Annotated in this window: 17 protein-coding genes and 1 pseudogene; 14 read left to right on the plus strand and 4 right to left on the minus strand. The window is 36.3% G+C overall.

The window, feature by feature from the left end:
• Together ACYIAJ_RS07590 and gapA are read left to right on the plus strand one after the other, a co-directional pair.
• Positions 1–464, plus strand: a pseudogene (locus tag ACYIAJ_RS07590) (hypothetical protein); the annotation flags it as partial.
• A 690-nt stretch (positions 465–1,154) separates the two neighbouring features.
• A complete protein-coding gene (gapA, locus tag ACYIAJ_RS07595; protein ID WP_091345936.1) occupies positions 1,155–2,153 on the plus strand; it encodes a glyceraldehyde-3-phosphate dehydrogenase in 999 nt (332 codons plus the stop codon).
• A gap of 137 nt (positions 2,154–2,290) precedes the next feature.
• Here gapA and cspE read toward each other — a convergent pair whose 3' ends face one another.
• The 3 genes from cspE to yjgA form a co-directional block, all read right to left on the minus strand.
• Positions 2,291–2,500, minus strand: a complete 210-nt coding sequence (gene cspE, locus ACYIAJ_RS07600) for a transcription antiterminator/RNA stability regulator CspE (protein ID WP_025315032.1) — start codon at positions 2,498–2,500, stop codon at positions 2,291–2,293.
• Between the two features lie 518 nt (positions 2,501–3,018).
• Positions 3,019–3,549 carry an inorganic diphosphatase gene (ppa, locus tag ACYIAJ_RS07605; RefSeq protein ID WP_483564601.1) on the minus strand — a complete coding sequence of 177 codons (531 nt, stop codon included), beginning with the start codon at positions 3,547–3,549 and terminating at the stop codon, positions 3,019–3,021.
• A gap of 64 nt (positions 3,550–3,613) precedes the next feature.
• Entirely contained in the window at positions 3,614–4,150 is a 537-nt protein-coding gene (gene yjgA / locus ACYIAJ_RS07610) for a ribosome biogenesis factor YjgA (RefSeq protein ID WP_483558904.1), read from the minus strand.
• A gap of 77 nt (positions 4,151–4,227) precedes the next feature.
• Between yjgA and pmbA the strand changes: the two genes are divergently transcribed.
• From pmbA to uvrD, 12 genes are all read left to right on the plus strand, one after another.
• A complete protein-coding gene (pmbA, locus tag ACYIAJ_RS07615) occupies positions 4,228–5,580 on the plus strand; it encodes a metalloprotease PmbA (RefSeq protein WP_483558902.1) in 1,353 nt (450 codons plus the stop codon).
• An 8-nt stretch (positions 5,581–5,588) separates the two neighbouring features.
• Positions 5,589–7,331, plus strand: a complete 1,743-nt coding sequence (locus ACYIAJ_RS07620) for a SulP family inorganic anion transporter (protein ID WP_483558900.1) — start codon at positions 5,589–5,591, stop codon at positions 7,329–7,331.
• A 159-nt stretch (positions 7,332–7,490) separates the two neighbouring features.
• Positions 7,491–7,781, plus strand: a complete 291-nt coding sequence (gene rpoZ, locus ACYIAJ_RS07625; protein WP_091345929.1) for a DNA-directed RNA polymerase subunit omega — start codon at positions 7,491–7,493, stop codon at positions 7,779–7,781.
• A 23-nt stretch (positions 7,782–7,804) separates the two neighbouring features.
• A complete protein-coding gene (gene spoT / locus ACYIAJ_RS07630; RefSeq protein ID WP_483558899.1) occupies positions 7,805–9,913 on the plus strand; it encodes a bifunctional GTP diphosphokinase/guanosine-3',5'-bis pyrophosphate 3'-pyrophosphohydrolase in 2,109 nt (702 codons plus the stop codon).
• A 5-nt stretch (positions 9,914–9,918) separates the two neighbouring features.
• Entirely contained in the window at positions 9,919–12,012 is a 2,094-nt protein-coding gene (gene recG, locus ACYIAJ_RS07635; RefSeq protein WP_483558897.1) for an ATP-dependent DNA helicase RecG, read from the plus strand.
• A 235-nt stretch (positions 12,013–12,247) separates the two neighbouring features.
• On the plus strand, positions 12,248–12,415 hold the full coding sequence (gene lptM, locus ACYIAJ_RS07640; protein WP_483558896.1) for an LPS translocon maturation chaperone LptM: 168 nt from the start codon (positions 12,248–12,250) through the stop codon (positions 12,413–12,415).
• Between the two features lie 12 nt (positions 12,416–12,427).
• On the plus strand, positions 12,428–13,681 hold the full coding sequence (lysA, locus tag ACYIAJ_RS07645) for a diaminopimelate decarboxylase (RefSeq protein ID WP_483564602.1): 1,254 nt from the start codon (positions 12,428–12,430) through the stop codon (positions 13,679–13,681).
• A 135-nt stretch (positions 13,682–13,816) separates the two neighbouring features.
• A complete protein-coding gene (gene dapF, locus ACYIAJ_RS07650; protein ID WP_483564603.1) occupies positions 13,817–14,641 on the plus strand; it encodes a diaminopimelate epimerase in 825 nt (274 codons plus the stop codon).
• 169 nt (positions 14,642–14,810) lie between these two features.
• On the plus strand, positions 14,811–15,545 hold the full coding sequence (locus ACYIAJ_RS07655) for a DUF484 family protein (protein ID WP_483558890.1): 735 nt from the start codon (positions 14,811–14,813) through the stop codon (positions 15,543–15,545).
• A gap of 9 nt (positions 15,546–15,554) precedes the next feature.
• Positions 15,555–16,475: a tyrosine recombinase XerC gene (gene xerC, locus ACYIAJ_RS07660; protein WP_483558889.1), complete on the plus strand. Its 921-nt coding sequence runs from the start codon at positions 15,555–15,557 to the stop codon at positions 16,473–16,475.
• 2 nt (positions 16,476–16,477) lie between these two features.
• Positions 16,478–17,191 carry a 5-amino-6-(5-phospho-D-ribitylamino)uracil phosphatase YigB gene (yigB, locus tag ACYIAJ_RS07665; RefSeq protein ID WP_483558887.1) on the plus strand — a complete coding sequence of 238 codons (714 nt, stop codon included), beginning with the start codon at positions 16,478–16,480 and terminating at the stop codon, positions 17,189–17,191.
• A gap of 225 nt (positions 17,192–17,416) precedes the next feature.
• Positions 17,417–19,615 (plus strand): DNA helicase II, encoded by a 2,199-nt coding sequence (uvrD, locus tag ACYIAJ_RS07670; RefSeq protein WP_483559007.1) that lies wholly within the window; start codon positions 17,417–17,419, stop codon positions 19,613–19,615.
• Between the two features lie 78 nt (positions 19,616–19,693).
• On the opposite strand, the gene cyaY is transcribed toward uvrD, so the two are convergent.
• Positions 19,694–20,005, minus strand: a complete 312-nt coding sequence (gene cyaY, locus ACYIAJ_RS07675) for an iron donor protein CyaY (protein ID WP_483558885.1) — start codon at positions 20,003–20,005, stop codon at positions 19,694–19,696.
• Positions 20,006–20,078 lie beyond the last annotated feature (73 nt).

The following is a 20,078-nucleotide window of genomic DNA, read 5'->3' on the forward strand; positions in this document are numbered from 1 at the left end:
GTGTACTACCTTTGCCACAGACATTTGAGTTGGTCGGTAGGGATGGTCGAGGTAATGAGGTTCGGTATGGATTTGTGTTAAAGCAGTGGTTCGTCAATCGGGGTAATAAACGGGATACCTTGTCTAATCAATCCACTTGGTGTGGAAGTCTGGGTTATCGTTTGCCACAGATTAAGGATTTAACTAATGCGATGTGTGGTGCGCTTCCTTTTTTCCCATGTCGAAATGGCATAGATGGCGCCTTACCATCCTCATTTGAGGATCATTACATGCGTCACATGGGGGCTGGTTTTTTCTCTGAGTGGGGCAGCATGACCCGCTACGCTGATTTGTGCTTCATCGACGACGCCTATTGGACGAGCGACGCTTTCGGTATTAATGGCTTCTATGTCGGCTCGACCTTCGGTAACGTCGGATACTTCCTTTCCAGCTACAGCTATTGGGTTGTTTGTACCACACCTTAGCTTTTATTTTTTAGTTCTTAATCCTTGGGCCGCGGGGGGGGTTATAGTGCAGGTATAGGATAATCTAACAAAGAACAGCCCTCCGCGTAGTTGGGGCGGACCAGTAAAACTGGGCTTGTGTTGTTGTGGTTAATTACTACAACAACATAAGATCCAAACAACCAAAGCAATAATCGCTTTTAACTCTCAAAAAAGGATTCAATTTTTTATTAAAAATCGGTCAGAAAAGGTATTGATTTTATTAAAGTTTTTTTTGGTGTTTTTTAACAAAAAACACCCAATCAAAAAATGCAAAGCATAAAAAAACAATAATTTATTTTATTTGTCTTATTTCAGCATCAGAATGCGCCAACAACTAAGCTAGGTTATTAGCATATAATATAGTTTTTTGTCGTTTTAATAGATATTTAAAGGAAAATGTTTCAGCCTGCTTTTTATCCGATTGAATCTATCGCGCATATAAACTTTTTACAATAATGTTTAACTATAGTATGTCTTATCATACTGGGCCGTTATTTTAAATAACACGATGATTTTATTTACGATAATTTATCTTATCTACACTTGGTCTAATCTATTTAATCAATTCGTGTTTAATTATTAGGAATCTTCTTGAATAAATCTTTAAAATTTGATAGTTTACAGGAAAGATTTTTAACATTAAAAACACAAAAAAAGAAGGTAATTGTTATGACAATCAAAGTAGGTATTAATGGATTTGGCCGTATTGGCCGTATTGTTTTCCGTGCTGCTCAAAAACGTTCAGACATTGAAATTGTTGCAATCAACGATTTATTAGATGTTGAATATATGGCTTATATGCTTAAATATGATTCAACTCACGGTCGTTTTGACGGTACAGTTGAAGTTAAAGACGGTAAATTGGTTGTTAACGGTAAAGCAATCCGTGTTACTGCTGAACGCGATCCTGCAAACTTGAAATGGAACGAAGTCGGTGTTGATGTTGTTGCTGAAGCAACTGGTTTATTCTTAACTGACGAAACTGCGCGTAAGCACATCCAAGCTGGCGCTAAAAAAGTTGTTTTAACGGGTCCTTCAAAAGATAGCACACCAATGTTTGTTATCGGTGTTAATGATAAAGATTATGCAGGTCAAGATATCGTTTCTAACGCATCATGTACTACTAACTGTTTAGCGCCTTTAGCTAAAGTTATCAACGACAACTTTGGTATTGTTGAAGCGTTAATGACTACTGTTCACGCAACCACAGCAACTCAAAAAACTGTTGATGGTCCATCTCATAAAGATTGGCGTGGTGGTCGTGGTGCTGCTCAAAACATCATCCCTTCATCAACTGGTGCTGCTAAAGCAGTAGGTAAAGTTATTCCTGAATTAAATGGTAAATTGACAGGTATGGCTTTCCGTGTTCCTACTCCAGACGTTTCTGTTGTTGACTTAACAGCTCGTTTAGCAAAACCTGCTAAATACGAAGATATCTGTAAAGCAATCAAAGCAGCTGCTGAAGGCCCGATGAAAGGCGTTCTTGGCTATACTGAAGATGATGTTGTTTCTACCGATTTCTTAGGTGAAGTTTGTACATCTGTATTTGATGCTAAAGCTGGTATCCAATTAAGCGATAACTTTGTGAAACTTGTTTCTTGGTATGACAACGAAGTGGGTTATTCAAACAAAGTATTAGACTTAATTGCTGTTATTTCTAAAAAATAATTAGCATTTAGCTTTGTTTAAAGGCGGCCTTAGGGTCGCTTTTTTTATTCATTAAATTGAGTAATTTTAGAATATAAAAAACGCCCATTTGCGAATGGGCGTTGCTGTATGGAAATGAATTTTTAAAGCTTCAGTTATTAGATAACAACAACTTCAGCAGCGGCTGGTCCACGAGGGCTATCTTGGATAGCGAATTCAACTTGTTGCCCTTCAGCTAAGGTTTTGAAACCGTCACCTGAAATAGCAGAAAAATGAACGAATACATCTTTGCTTCCATCAGCAGGGGTAATAAAACCAAAACCTTTACTTTCATTAAACCATTTCACTTGGCCTGTTTTCTTATTCATTTACTAGACATCCTAACAATAATTAATAATTAGCCTTTCGGCTCGTATGGGTATTAACATTGTATCAATTATGTAGCTCAAAACTATAATCATGTATTCAAGATTACATTAATTAAGGTGAATCGTTTCCGTAATTTTTTACTTTGTTGTTTACCCATTGCTATTACCGCATAAATTATAATCGAAAGCAAGATGTTAATAATAATTTTTTTTTACTTAGAATGCAGTTTTTCTTAAATTTTTAGATAGTCATTTATTAATTAATAAAAAGTAAATTGTTGTGTAATTGAATCTTTTAAATTATTTCGAAAGTCGATATATTAGAGGCTGTTGATTTTTTGTATTAATCATAATCCTCCTTTGCATTTTTAGCCACATCATACAATATGCTAACCCGACTATGCTGATATAATTTAACTTATCTGTACCTTGATAATGAAAGATCAACAGCTTTTATACAAAATAAAAAGCCATAAATGGTATTTATGGCTTTGTTTAAGTTTTTTTGTTACTTAATTTTATTTGTTTTTGGCTCGTTCAAATGATTCAATAATTTCTTTACGAGCTGCCTCAGCGTTATCCCAACCGTCAACTTTAACCCATTTACCTTTTTCTAATGCTTTGTATTGTTCAAAAAAGTGTTTGATTTGTGATTTAAGTAATTCAGGTAAATCATTAACGTCTTTAATATGATCGTATTCTTTTGATAGTTTGCTGTGAGGCACTGCAACTAGTTTTGCATCTTGGCCAGCTTCGTCAGTCATTTTTAATACACCAACAGGGCGGCAACGAATAACAGAGCCCGGTTGTAGTGGGTATGGTGTTGGGACTAATACATCAACTGGATCACCATCTAATGATAATGTGTGATTAATATAACCATAGTTACATGGATAAAACATTGCTGTTGCCATAAAACGGTCAACAAATACTGCACCAGTGTCTTTATCGACTTCATATTTTATTGGATCAGCATTAGCTGGAATTTCTATCACAACGTAAATATCATCTGGTAATTCTTTACCTGCTGGTACATTTAAAAGTCCCATTTTTGTATCCTCTATCTAAGTTTATATAGTGTTTGTTAATAACAATAAGCGCACATTATAAAGATTATTCTGTATCGCTCAATTCTTTTAAATATTGAAAAATTTGCCTTGCCGATTTGACGGGTTTATTGGCTTCTTGCTCTTTTTTAGCTAAGCGAGCTAAAGTGCGCAGTTGCTGGCGATCAGCTGTTGGGTATAAGTCCATAATGGTTTCAGCATCGCCAGTTGCGATCAGGTCATCGCGTAGCTTTTCGAGTTTGTGAAATAGGGCAATTTGTTGATTGTGGCGATTTTTGAGCTTATCAAGCGCTTGGCTAATAGGTTCAATATCTCGGCTACGTAAAAGCTTGCCAATATATTGAATTTGTCTGCGATACCCTTCTTTTTTTATCTTTTGCGCAAGTTCAATGGCATAAATAAGATCTTCATCCAGAGGGATTTTTTCTAGTTCGTTTCTGCTTAAATTGACAAGCTCAATACCTAATTTTTTGAGGGCTTCGGCATCGCGTTTGATTTCACTTTTGCTAACGTAAATGATTTCCTCGTCTTCATTGTCAATAGCAAAGTTTGGTTCTAGATTTGTCTCTTGATTGTGATTCATGTTATTTCTTTTGTTAACTAATATTCAATTCTGGCTTATTATAACTTATCACTAGCAGAATTGTAGAAAATAATAAAATGAGTATTGAACAGATTAAAAAAGAAGCCTTAAACCAAAAAGAACATTTATCAACAATTGTCGCTAATGCTATTAATCAAGCAAAGTCACGTGTTGATGCTGTTGAGGTATCGATAAATCAATCAACGGGTATTAGTGTAAGTACGCGTCGTGGCGAAACTGAAAATGTTGAGTTTAATAGTGATGGTGCGCTATCAATAACTGTTTATCAAAATCAAAGTAAAGGCAGTGCATCAACTAATGACTTATCCGAACAGGCTATTTTGCAGACTGTGGATATGGCAATTAATATTATGCAATATACCTCACCCGATCCTTGCTCTGGTTTGGGCGATGCAAGCCAAATGGCATTTAATCCACCCGATTTAGATTTATTTTACCCAAGTGATTTGAATGTTGATAATGCTATTGAGCAGGCCAAACAAGCCGAGTTAACCGCGCTCAATCATTCAAAATTAATTAATACTGATGGCGGTTATTTTAGTAGTCGCTATGGTGTTTATGTGTATGGCAATAGTTTAGGAATGTTACAAGGTTATTGCGCAAGTTCACATTCACTTTCATGCTCTGTTATTGCTGAACAAGCAGGGCAGATGGAAAGTAATTATGCTTATACTTCATCACGCGATTTTAGTGAGTTAAAATCAGCAAATTGGGTTGGTAGGCAGGCGGCCGACAGAGCGATTTCACATTTAGGCGCTAAACAAATCGCAACAATGCAAGCGCCAGTGCTATTTAGTGCCGAAGTTGCCGTTGGGCTAATTAGGCATTTAGTAGGCGCCATAAGTGGCGGTGCAATCTATCGGAAATCTTCGTTTTTATTAAATAGTGTTGGGCAAGCTGTCTTTCCTAAGTGGCTAACCATTTATGAAGATCCTCATATTCTAAAAGGCGTTGGGTCGTCACCTTTTGATAATGAAGGTACCAAAACAGTTCAACGTAATATTGTTGAACAAGGCGTGTTGCAAACTTATTTGTTAGGTAACTATTCTGCGCGTAAATTGGGCTTAACATCGACTGGGCATGCAGGTGGAATTCATAATTGGTTTGTATCACCAAGCCAAAATAATGCGGGTTTTGATGGTATGCTTAAAAAATTGGATAAAGGTCTTGTAGTGACTTCATTAATGGGGCAAGGTGTTAATGGTGTGACAGGCGATTATTCACGCGGAGCCACTGGGTTTTGGGTTGAAAACGGACAAATTCAATATCCGGTTAGCGAAATTACTATTGCTGGCAATCTTAAAGATATGTATAAAAATATTGTGGCAATTGGTAATGATGTCGAAACAAGAACGAATATTCAATGTGGCTCAATTTTGATTGATAATATGAGCATAGCCGGAAAATAAGGATCAGTATGGGCAGATTTTTTCACAGTGCTTTTTTTCAAAAAATAACTTCATGGATGCCTGGATTAAGTAGTTTATTACAGTATAAACGCGAGTATTTTGGTTTTGATATTAAGGCTGGTCTATCGGTTGCCGCTGTTTCATTACCCGTGTCAATTGCTTATGCTGAATTGACTGGCGTTGGTGCTATAGCAGGATTGTATTCGACCATTTTGCCTTTAATTGTGTATGCGCTTTTTGGTTCTTCTAAGCAACTTATTGTTGGGCCTGATACGGCTACTTGTGCTGTGGTTGCGGCTGTTGTATTACCGTTAGCGGCAAATGATCCAATCTTGCGTTGGCAATTAGTTGTGATATTAACAATCATGATTGGTATTTGGTGTATCATTGCAGGAAAGCTACATCTTGGCGCTTTAGCCGACTTACTAAGCCAGCCCATTTTAATTGGTTTGCTTAACGGTATTTCAATCACCATTATGGTTGATCAGTTAGCTAAAACATTGGGCTTTAGTTATGACTATTCTTATTTGATTGAGCGAATTGTGTATTTTCCCTTTAAAATACTACAAATCCATATAGGTACTGCACTGGTTTCATTTTTTACGTTATTAATTTTAATTGTTTTAAAGCGTTTAAAGCCTCAATATCCAGCACCGTTGTTAGCCGTTATTGTGATGACGTTTTTTTCATGGCTGTTTAATTTTGAGTATTTTAATATCCGTATTATTGGTAATGTGAGTAGTGATTTTATTCCTGCTGAATCATGGCTTGATTTTGATAAAGGTTTAATGCGTGATTTAGTTGTCCCTTCACTTAATATTGCCATCATCTGTTTTGTGAGTATGATGATAACTGTACGTAGTTTTGCCTCTAAAAATAACTATGAAACCAATGCTGATGTCGAATTTAAAGCGTTAGGTATTGCCAATATTGTAGCAGGATTATCTCAAGGTTTTGTGGTTAGTGGCACTTCATCAAGAACTGCTGTGAATGATGCTAATGGGGGAAAAACTCAGCTCGTTTCGATTATTGCTGCAATGTTAATTGGTATAGTTGTGTTGTTTTTTCTTTCTCCTTTGCAATTTATTCCAACTTGCGTATTAGGGGTGATTTTAATTTATTCTTCAATTTCATTAATCAATTTTCAAACGATCATCCGCTTTTTTAAATTTGATCGAGATGCGTTTTATTTAAGTTTGACAACACTTGTGTCAGTACTGGTTATTGGTATTATTCCTGGTATGGCGTTAGCAGTGTTATTAGGGCTATTTTTGTTTTTACGTCGTGTATTTAGGCCAAACGATCAATTACTAGGCGTTGATGAAAGTGGTCGAATTCATTCAATAAGCCAAGATGTAAAACCACTCAATAATACGATGATTTATCGATTTAATTCTCCATTGACGTATTTCAATATTGCGTATTTTAAACGAAGAATTATTAGTTATGTTGACGAAGCTCAAGAACCTATAAACTATGTGATTGTTGATGCGATTCCTTGTTTTACTTATAAAGACGTTAGTGTGTTGTCGGGAATTGATGAATTGGTGAAGTCTTTAAAAGTAAGAAACATTATTCTAATTTTATCTGGTCGACGTAAAACGCTCAAAAACTGGTTTAAAAAAATGAATATTAAGCTTGATGAGGAATATATTGAGTTTGCTTATGATCTTTATTTTGCGGTTAGATTGGTTCAAAGTAAGGAGCATATGGATAATAAGATTAACGATGAATATGATCAGTTATCATAATGGTGATTTAATATGGAAGATTTGTTTTTTTTTATTTATCTAAATATCCCTTCATTTCGATAGATAAACCAATATTAATATAGACAATGCCCTACAAATTTAAGTAGAATACTAGATCTTTCAAATGAAGCATTTTAGTAAACAATTTTAGAGGTAAAAATGGCACGTGTAACTGTTCAAGATGCAGTAGAAAAAATTGGTAATCGCTTTGATCTCGTTATTGTAGCAGCAAGACGCGCTCGTCAACTACAAGTTGAAAATAAATCACCACTGGTTCCGGAAGAAAACGACAAAGAAACCGTTGTTGCTTTGCGTGAAATTGAAGAAGGTCTTGTCAATAAGCAAATTCTTGATGTTGCCGATTTCCAAGCACGCCAAGATGAAGAAGCTGAAGTGCGTGCAACGCTTCATGAGTCGATTCTTCTCGAAAACACGCCATCGTACGAATAAGCTTAGCTTGACTGGAATTGCTTATGCAATATTTTGATAGCTTAAAAGAGCTTGTAGCATCCTATCTTCCTCTTAAACAAGTCGAATTGATACAAGATGCTTATCTTTTTGCTAAAAATGCTCATGAAGGGCAATTCCGATGTAGTGGTGAACCTTATATAACTCACCCTGTTGCAGTGGCAACAAATTTAGCTGAGATGCGGCTTGATTATGAGACCATTATTGCCGCACTTTTACATGACACTATTGAAGATACTCCAGTCACTTTTCAAGATATTACAAACAAATTTGGTAATCATGTCGCTGTTTTAGTAGAAGGTGTCTCTAAACTTGATAAATTAAAATTCCGTAACAGGCAAGAGGCGCAAGCTGAAAATTTTCGGAAAATGGTTCTTGCCATGACCGAAGATGTGCGCGTGATTTTAATTAAACTTGCCGATCGTACTCATAATATGCGCACACTGTCGGCTTTAAGACCTGACAAACGTCGCCGCATTGCTAAAGAAACCCTCGAAATTTATGCCCCTTTGGCTCATCGTTTAGGCATTCATCATATAAAAACTGAACTTGAGATTTTGGGCTTTACAGCAATGCATCCCAATCGTGCTAAAGTAATTGAAAAAGTGATTAAAACAGCACGTAATACCCGAAAAGAACTTATTCAACAGATTTTGTCTGAAATAAAGCAGCGATTACTTGATGCAAATATTGATGCCAATGTCACAGGTATCGAAAAAAATATTTATGTGATTTATCAAAAGATGAAACTGCGTGAGCAGCAGTTTCATTCCATTATGGATATTTACACTTTTAGAATTGTGGTTAAAGATGTTGATACTTGTTATCGTGCGCTTGGGCTGGTGCATAATTTATATAAACCTCGACTTAATCGCTTTAAAGACTATATAGCGATTCCTAAGGCAAATGGGTATCAGTCATTACATTCATCATTAATTGGACCACATGGCACACCAGTTGAAGTGCAAATTCGTACTGAAGATATGGATCAAATGGCAGAAATGGGTGTTGCTGCGCATTGGGTATACAACGAAACTGACGAATTAAACAATACTACAACGCAAATTAAAGCACAGCGCTGGATGCAAAGCTTGCTAGAACTACAACAAAGTGTAGGGAATTCTTTTGAATTTATCGAAAACGTAAAATCAGACTTATTTCCTAAAGAGATTTATGTTTTTACCCCTAAAGGACGTATTGTTCAGTTGCCTGAAGGGGCGACTGCAGTTGATCTTGCTTATGCGGTTCATTCGGACATTGGTTATCAATGTATTGGTGCGATAGTTGATCGTAAACCTTATCCACTATCACAGCCCTTAAGCAGTGGTCAGACGGTTGAAATTATTACCTCACCAGAAGGGCGACCTAATGCTAATTGGTTAAATTTTGTAGTGAGTGCTAAAGCAAAATTGCGTATTCGTCATGCGCTTAAAACACTTAAACGTGATGATGCTGTTGAATTAGGTCGGCGTTTACTTAATCTTTCGTTAGTTAAATCTGGCGGTATTAATGGGCTATCATCGAGTCAAAAAGCTCGAGTAGTTGAATTAGCACAATTGCCCACTTTTGATGACGTCTTAGCCGAAATTGGGCTAGGCAATATTATGAGTCATTTTATTGCAAAAGGTTTAGAACATAAATCGCTATTGGCAAATAAAGCAGAGCCAAACAAAACACTTGTTATTACTGGCAGTGAAGGCGTTTTGGTTACGTTTTCTAAGTGCTGTCATCCTATCCCCAACGACCCCATTGTTGGGCATGTTAGCCCTGAAAAAGGACTGACAGTGCATCATGAATCTTGCCGAAATATTACGGGGTATCAACATAACCCGGAAAAATATATTTCGCTTAAATGGGCACCTGATATTTCTCAACGCTTTGTTGCCGAAATTTGGGTTGATATTTTAAATACGCAAGGCTCTTTAGCTGATATTCTTTCAATTATTAATGATGAAAATACCCATTTGCAATGGCTAAATACTGAAGAAAAAGATAGGCAAATTTATACTATTATCTTGCAGATAGAAGTAAAAAATACTCAGCAACTTAATGAATTAATTCGCAAAATATCACTTCAGCCTGATGTAGTAAGTGTTGTACGAAATATAAATTAGTCATTATGATAAATCGCTTTCTAGACCATTTGCCGTTAATAAAATTAACGGGGATTGGGGCAAGTTTAGAAAAAAAATTCAATACATTAGGGATTTATACCGCCAAAGATTTGCTATTGCATTTCCCTTTGCGTTATGAAGATCGCACTTCTTCTTGTGCTATTGGTGATGCTGTTATCGGTGAATTTACGACAATAGAAGGTGTGATTGTCAAAAGCGAAGTGACATTTAGCCGTCGGCAAATGCTCGTTTGCTATGTTCAAGACCATTCAGGCATTGCTTTATTACGATTTATGCATTTTACTGCGGGCATGAAAGCTTCGTTAATAAAAGGAAAATGGGTCAGTGCTTATGGTGAAATAAAACGCGGAAAAAACCACCTTGAAATTATTCATCCTCAATTTAAACTTAAAACCAATCAGAATGATAAAAGCGTCACTTTAGATGATGATGAAGAAAAATATACGCCTATTTATTCAACCACCTATGGATTATCTCAAACAGTGATTCGACGGTCGATTATGACGGCGTTATTGTTTTTGAAAAACAATCCTCCAGAGGAAATTTTACCACCACAACTAGCTTGTCGTTTTTTGTCCGCATTAGAGTGTTTAAATACTATTCATAATCCACCGATTGATACTCAAATTGCGCAGTTAGAATCGGGCGAACACCCTGCGATTAAACGATTTATCTTTGAAGAATTGATTGCGTACCATTTGAGTATGTTGATGATAAAAAAACATAACCAAAACCAGCAATCGCATCAGTTTCTTCCAAATCAAAGCTTGATTAAGCCGTTTTTATCATCATTGCCTTTTACGCCAACTCGCGCTCAACAACGAGTTGTGCAAGATATTTATCAAGATATGACCAAATCTGTGCCCATGATGCGATTAGTTCAAGGTGATGTGGGCTCTGGTAAAACGTTAGTTGCTGCATTAGCCGCATTAAATGCGATTGAAAACGGTAACCAAGTGGTCTTAATGGCGCCGACTGAAATATTAGCAGAACAGCATTATCACAATTTTAAACAATGGTTTGATCCTCTTGGTATTTCTGTTGATTGGTTATCTGGGAGTTTAACTGCCAAAAATAAGCGGCAGCGTTATGAGCGTATTTTAAATGGTGAAATTACCATGTTAATTGGAACGCACGCGGTATTTGTTGATAAAGTGCAATTTAATTCATTAGGTTTGGTGATTATTGATGAGCAGCATCGTTTTGGTGTTAATCAGCGCTTAAGTCTTTGGGAAAAAGGAATTAAAGATCATCTTTATCCACATCAATTAATTATGACTGCAACACCTATTCCCAGAACATTAGCCATGACAGTTTATGCCGATCTCGATATTTCAATTATTGATGAATTACCACCGGGACGAACGCCTATTACTACAGTTGTTATACCTAATACTCGCCGAGATGAGATCATTGAACGTGTAAATCAAGCCTGTTTAGACAATCGCCAAGTATATTGGGTGTGTACTTTGGTTGAAGAGTCCGAAACGCTTGATGCGCAAGCGGCTGAAATGTTGGTTGCTGAATTACAAGCGCGCTTACCTCATTTAAGCATTGCGTTAGTGCATGGCAAAATGAAATCTGATTTAAAACAATCAGTCATGCAAGACTTTAAATCTGGAAAAATTCAACTGCTTGTTGCCACAACGGTCATTGAGGTCGGTGTTGATGTACCTAATGCTAGCTTAATGATTATCGAAAATGCAGAACGGTTAGGTTTAGCCCAATTGCATCAGTTGCGTGGACGGGTTGGACGTGGTTCGGCGGTGTCTCATTGTGTGTTGATGTATCAAGCGCCTTTAAGCAAAATAGCCCAAGCACGCATGAAGGTTATGCGTGAAAGTAATGATGGCTTTGTTATTGCCCAAAAAGATCTTGAACTTCGAGGTGGTGGTGAAATATTAGGGACACGACAAATGGGAATGGCTAATTTTAAGGTGGTAGATCTGATTCGCGACCAGCATTTGATTAGCGAAGTACAGCAAGCCTCTTATGATATCCAAAAAAACTACCCACAAAGCGCAGTGCAATTAGTTGATTGTTGGCTGCCAAATCGTGAAAAATATATTAATGCGTAAGCTTTAGATAGGTTGATTTGACAAGATGTTTTGATATTGTTATCAATCCAACTCATTGTTATAAAACAGTTAATTGCGCAATTGATGTATGGTTTTAGTCTTGAATTTTTAACTTTATAAGTTTACCCATTTTTATATCTGTTTGGTTAGACATGATTATTTGCGCTTTGCACTGTTATGGCTATCGTGTAATATAGATAGCATCATAAAAAATGAAAAAAATTGCGAATATTGTATGAAATCAACGATAAAATCACTCTCTATCTTTTTTGTTACTTTGGCATTAGTGGGATGTGGATTAAAGGGCCCGCTTTATCAGCCAGTTGAAAAGGCACAAACGCAACAAACCAAACTAACAAAAACTGCTCCAATTCAATCTGATATATTGATTAAAACTGCATAATGGAATAAAGCGATGGATTTTTTAAATTATCAACATGATCATTTATTTGCCAATCAAATAGCGATAGCTGATCTTGCTAAGCAGTATGGTACGCCGTTATATGTTTATTCGGCCGATCATATAAGTAAACAGTTTTTAGCCTATGAACAGGCTTTGACCAATAATAAGCATTTGGTTTGTTATGCGGTTAAAGCTAATAGTAATTTAGCTGTTTTAAATTTACTGGTAAAACTGGGCGCTGGTTTTGATATTGTTTCACAAGGTGAGTTAGAGCGAGTATTAAAAGCGGGTGCCGATCCTAAAAAAATCGTTTTTTCTGGTGTTGCTAAATCAATCGTTGAAATTGAACGTGCGCTTGAAGTTGGCATTAAATGCTTCAATGTTGAATCTGAAGCCGAATTGGATCGAATTGATGAAGTTGCCAAACGATTAAATAAAACAGCACCGATTTCATTAAGAATCAATCCCGATGTAGACGCTAAAACACATCCTTATATCTCAACAGGTCTACGCGAAAATAAATTTGGGATTAGCTATGAGTTAGCGTTAGATGTTTACCGAAAGGCACGATCATTGGTTAATATTAATATTGTTGGTATTGATTGTCATATTGGTTCACAGCTAACTCAACTATCGCCATTTCTTGATGCTGCCGATCGCATACTCGCCTTAGTGGATAAACTACAATCGGATAATATTGTTATTGAACATATCGATTTAGGCGGTGGTTTAGGCGTGTGCTATGATAACGAGCAACCACCAACAGCATCACAACTTGTGACTGAGTTAAAAAATAAATTAGCTAATTATCCCGATATTGAAATTTTGTTTGAGCCCGGACGATCTATTGTTGCCAATTCAGGTGTGTTAATTACTAAAGTAGAATATACCAAACACCAAGATGATAACCATTTTGCGATTGTTGATGCGGGGATGAATGACTTGATCCGTCCAGCACTTTACGATGCTTGGATGAACATATTGCCCGAAAAACAACCACAAGCTGGCGATGAATCTTTTGTATACAATGTTGTTGGGCCAATATGTGAATCAAGCGATGTACTGGCTTATCAGCGCCAGCTTTCGGTTAAGCAAGATGATTTGTTGGTCATTTGTAGCGCTGGTGCTTATGGCTTTAGTATGGCATCGAATTACAACAGCCATCCAAGGCCTGCTGAAGTGATGCTCATTGATGAACAACAACATAAATTAATCCGTGAGCGTGAATCTTTCGAAGATTTATGGCGCGGTGAAGTGGTTTTATAATCTTGATAAATTGTATCGAAATGCTTAATGATAATCGCATTTCCGATTTAAGTGGATGCTGGTTAATATTCAAAGCTAAACACTAGAAAAAAAGAAAATAAATAATAACCTGTTACAGTAGAAGGTAAATTAACGATGAACTTTTCAAAAATGCATGGACTCGGAAATGATTTTATGGTTATTGATGCCGTGACGCAAAATGTTCATCTTTCGACAGAAATGATTAAACGTATGGCAGATAGGTATACGGGTGTTGGATTTGATCAGCTCCTTATTGTTGAACCGCCTTATGTGCCAGAGAGTGATTTTCATTATCGTATCTTTAATTCCGATGGTTCTGAGGTTGAGCAATGTGGTAATGGGGCTCGTTGTTTTGCGCGTTTTGTTCGTTTAAAAGGCCTGAGTCGAAAACGCGTATTAAAAGTTAGCACCATGAAAGGTAATATTGTTTTAACTATCAATGACGATGATACAGTACGTGTGAATATGGGGGAGCCTATATTTGAACCCAATAAAATTCCTTTCAAGGCTATTAAAGAAGAAAAAACTTATATCATTCGCGCACAAGAACAGACCGTATTATGTGGTGTTGCATCTATGGGCAATCCTCACTGTGTGATTCAAGTTGATAATATTGTAACGGCAGAAGTTGCAACGCTTGGTCCACTATTAGAACAACATGAACGTTTTCCTGAACGTGCCAATATTGGGTTTATGCATATTATTGATCGTGATAATATTAACTTACGGGTATTTGAACGAGGAGTTGGCGAAACACAAGCTTGTGGTACAGGTGCCTGTGCAGCGGTTGCAGTTGGCATCAATCAAGGGTTATTAAACCAACGTGTTAATGTTAATTTGCCTGGAGGTAAATTATTGATTGAATGGAAAGGTGGTAATCAACCTCTTTATATGACGGGACCGGCTACACATGTGTATGATGGTTTTATTGCGACTTAACTTTAATATCATCACCAATAAATGTTAGCATTTGTTGATAAAAAATTATAAAGCAAAAATCGGTCAGGAAAGGTATTGATTTTATTGAAGTTTTTATTTGTGTTTTCAACGCATTAATCAAACCCAAAAAGTAGTAGTAACATAATACGATAATAAAGTAGACGTTAATATGGTTGGTAAAAATACACGAAACTTAAGAGCAAAAAAAGCTCGACAACAGTCTTCATCAGTAAAATTAAATGACGAAGTTGTAAGTCAATATCTTATTGATAATCCTGATTTTTTTATGCGAAATGCACGGCATGTTGAGAGTATGCGAGTGCCTCATCCTGTGAGAGGGATTATTTCGTTACCTGAATGGAATATGGCTCGTCAGCGCAACAAAATTAATCAATTAGAATGCGAAATCTCATTATTGATGGAACATGCCAGCGCTAACGAGTTGTTGTTTAGCCAACTGATGGATTTACAAATTGAATTGATTAAAGCGCAGGATCTCAATCAATTGATTGTATTATTAAATACATGGGCAAAATCGTTAGGGCTTAGCGGTGCTTATTTATATCTCTTTGACGACAAATGGCTGCTTAGTGCACCGTCAAATTACCATCACTTAGCTTTAAATTCATCACAATTTGATTTTATTCGTGTTAGACATTTACAGTATAGTCAACAATATTTAGGTACATTAAATTCAACGGAGCTTGATTTTTTATTACCTGAACATGGTTATGTAGGGTCGGTGGCTTTATCTTTATTGGGGCAATTTGGTGATTTGGGGCTGTTAATGTTTACTAGCGCTAATCCAGAACATTATCAAGCTGGACAAGGTACATTGTTACTTGAAAAAACGAGTGAAATTTTACCTATTTTAATTAGCCGATGGATTATGCGAAAAAAATAAGGAAATGTCATGGTTCAGGCTAACGAAATTGATCATACTATCTTAACTCTACCTGTTGATCAGTTTTTAAATTATCTAAAATCAGAAAAACAACTCAGTTTAAATACTCAAATCAATTATCGACGCCAGCTTTATGCACTTATTTCATTGGCAAAAGAGATTGAAATTTCAACGTGGCAAGATCTAGATTCATCGGCAGTAAGAGTGTTAATTAGTCGTAGTAAGCAAACAGGATTACAAGCAAGAAGTTTATCATTAAGGCTATCGGCTTTGCGTAGTTTTTGTGATTGGATGGTAAAAAATTCGCTTCTTACCGCTAACCCAGCTCGAGGAGTATTAAATCCAAAATTAGGTCAGCATCTGCCTAAAAATATTGATATTGATGAAATTAATCAGTTGCTTGATATTAATTATAACGATCCACTTTCAGTCCGTGATAGAGCAATGCTTGAAGTCATGTATGGGTCGGGGTTGCGTCTTTCTGAATTAGTTAGTCTTGATTGTCGGGAATTAAATCTCACCGATGGCGAAATTCGCGTAATGGGTAAGGGCAATAAAGAACGAAAACTGCCATTAGGTCGAGAATCTATTAAATGGATTAAACATTGGCTGTCAATGCGGAATTGTTTTGCTCCGCAAGACGACGCCTTGTTTATTTCAAAGTTAGGCAGACGAATTTCTCCACGTAATGTTGAAAAAAGATTTGCACAATGGGGCGTTAAACAAGGTTTAAGCAGTCATGTTCATCCTCATAAACTACGCCATTCATTTGCCACACATATGCTTGAATCAAGTCGAGATTTGCGTGCAGTCCAAGAGTTGCTAGGTCACGCTGATTTATCAACAACTCAAGTTTATACTCATTTGGATTTCTCACATCTATCTGAAGTTTATGATTCAGCACATCCAAGAGCAAAAAGAGGAAAATAACGATGCACTTTTATCGATCTATTAATACGATTAAAGCATTAACTTTCGATCTTGATGATACGTTATACGATAACAGCATGATCGTTGAAAAAGCAGAAGAAGAAATGGTCAAAACGCTTCAAGGTTATGAACAATTACGCACGCTAACGATATCAGCATATTTTGCTGAAAAGCACGCCGTGCTTGTGTCTAATCCCGAAATTTATCACGATGTGATTGTTTGGCGAATTCAAACTATCAAATCGTTGTTAAGTAAAACTAATATACCAGTGCAAAAATTTGCAGATGTAATCGATGAATCAATTGCTTGTTTCAATTTTTGGCGACACAAGATTCAAGTCCCAAAGTCAACTCATACATTATTAAGCAAATTAGCCACCAAATATTCTTTGGCTGTGATCACTAATGGTAATGTTGATATTAACCAAATTGGTCTAGGCGATTATTTTCAATTTTCACTACGTGGTGGTGAACACGGGCGTTCCAAACCCTTTCCTGAGATTTTTGAATTGGCTTGTCACAAACTATCTATTCCATCACACCATATCTTACATGTGGGAGATAATTTATTGACGGATGTTAATGGTGCCATCAATAATGGCTTTTTAGCTTGCTTTATTAATATTTATGAGCGTGATATTTTACAGCTTGATGATGCAAGGTGTATACCTCACGTCGAAATAACTCAATTGCCAGAATTAGATAATCTGTTATAATTTTACCTTTATCCGCATAAACAAATAGTAAACTAAAGTAAAGATAAGTTAAGTTTTGTTGAGCTTTGGGGGTATGCTGCGCTCGATGGCTTTGTTCTTACCTTTATATTCTATTTGATCACGGTCAACAAAAAACATCTCGGGATATGATGAAAATATTAACATTTTCAATATTAATGCTTGTTAGCATTTTTTATTATTAAAATAGGTTTGAATATAATGGAAATGAATAAATCATTATTAAAGGACCTGAATGCAGAACAACAAAATGCTGCCACCACTGATAACCAATACACCATTGTTCTTGCCGGTGCAGGAAGTGGTAAAACTCGCGTTTTAGTTCATCGTATTGCTTGGCTTTGTCTTGAAAAGCATTATTCGCCGGGTTCTATTTTTGCCGTTACATTTACCAATAAAGCCGCGGCAGAAATGCAAGAACGTATTCAAGCATTAGTCGGTGAAGGTTATTTTAATGGTATGTGGGTGGGTACCTTCCATGGGTTGACTCATCGGTTATTACGTATGTTTTCAGAGCAGGCTAAATTGCCGCCTAATTTTCAACTGATTGATACCGAAGACCAAGTTCGGCTTATCAAGCGGATTTTTCGTGAACTAAAGATTGATGAAAAACAATGGTCAGCTAAACAGTGTGCTGCTTTTATTTCTGCTCAAAAAGAAAAAGGACTTCGTGCGGATGATATTGTTCCTGAAGATCCTAAACAAGTCATGTGGCAAACGATTTATCATGACTACCAAGTTATTTGTGATAAACTCGGTTACCTTGATTTTTCAGAATTAATTCTAAGAACTTATGAACTACTTTGTCGAGACGAAGAAGTATTGAAGTATTGTCATCATCGTTTTTGTAATATTTTAATTGATGAATTTCAAGATACCAATAAGATCCAGTATCGCTTGTTACAAAAGCTAACTGGCAATACCGCTAATGTGATGATTGTGGGGGATGATGACCAATCTATCTATAGTTGGCGTGGTGCCAATGCAGATAACCTTCAATTATTTATCAATGATTACCCTGAAACTGAAATTATTAGATTAGAGCAAAATTATCGTTCAACGAGTAATATTTTAGACGCAGCAAATAAGTTGATAGCGCAAAATACCAAGCGGTTGGGTAAAAACTTATGGACAGAAAGTGGCGATGGCGAACAGATTTTGCTTTATGTTGGCTATAATGATGTTGATGAAGCAAGGTTTGTTACAAATCAAATAAAAAAACGCCATCAAGAAGGTGACAATTACTCAAGTTGCGCTATTTTGTACCGAAGCAATATACAATCACGCATACTTGAAGATACATTATTACAAGCGGGATTACCTTACCAAATTTATGGCTCTATTCGTTTTTATGAACGGCAAGAAGTTAAATTAGCGCTTGCCTATTTACGACTATTGCATGACCATAATAATGATATGGCTTTTGAAGCAGCAATTAATACGCCAACACGAGGTATCGGTAGTATTACGCTAGATAGAGTTAGATCTGTATCCAAGCAGCATGGCATTTCATTGTGGGATGCTTGTTTAATGCTAATTCAAACCAACGAATTGAGCGAAAGACAATGCTTAAGTTTGAGTCGCTTTTTAGAACTGATGGAATTTATTTTTGATAAAATAGAATCACAACCAATTTACAAACAACTTGATCTTATTATTAAATTATCGGGTATATTGCAGATGTATGAGCAAGAACCCGGTATAAAAGGGCAATCAAGGTTAGAAAATCTTGAAGAATTGGTCTCAGCTGCTGAACAGTTTTATCATTCTAACGAAAATACTGTTATTGAAGATAGTAAAACAGGTAAACCATTAACTATTTTAGAGTCTTTTTTAGCTTATACTTCACTAGAAAGCCGAGATTTAGTTAATGAACAAGATTCCGTACAATTGATGACACTGCATTCAGCTAAAGGGCTTGAATTCGATAATGTGTTTATCGTTGGATTAGAAGACGGCATATTCCCAGATCAGCGTTCAGCGCAAGATTCCGAAAAATTGGAAGAAGAAAGACGTCTTGCATATGTCGGTATCACTCGAGCACGTAAACGCCTAACACTGTCATTAGCAGAGATAAGGCGTCTATATGGTCGTGAAGAGCGTAATTTGCCTTCACGGTTTTTATCCGAATTACCGGTGGATGCATTAAACGAGATCAGCCATCGAGGTGCTATTAAATCGTCTGATCGAAACGAATATCGTGACTATAAAAAAGCTTATCCTAAAAAGGCTCGCCAAATTGATGATGGTTATAAGTTAGGTCGTAAAGTATTACATAATCGTTTTGGTGAAGGAACCATTGTTTGTATCGATGGTGAAGGTGATCATAAGCGAGCTCAAATAGCTTTTGTCAATGAAGGTATTAAATGGCTGGTGGTTAAATTAGCAAATCTTACTTTATTGTAGCTTTTATTCGGTTAGCTTGTATCATGACGTGATCAAACGGGAATTAATGGTTAAATTAATTCCCGTTTTTTGTGTATGCTATTGAGTGGCTTGCTCTACTACTGATTCAGAAAAAATTCGGTCAAATGTTTCGTTAGTTCGATTACAGATCCAATTATCATTAACATAGTCAAAATGATAACCTTGTTTTCGTGTGGCTAGCCAAACCTGCAAAAGTGGTTCTTGAGTATTAACAATGATTTTACTACCGTTGGGAAAACTAACGGTAATAACATTACCATTGGTTTCATAGTCTAAATCGATGTCATATTCATCTGCATAATCATCCAAAAACAGTTCGATTTTATTAAATAACTGATCAGCAAGCGTATGGAATTGTGTGATATTCATAAAGGTATCATCATTCAAATAAATAATAGAGTGATAGTAGCATAAACGGATATACTCTGCCACAGCAAGGTGG

The organism is Gilliamella sp. X-46 (assembly GCF_057063525.1).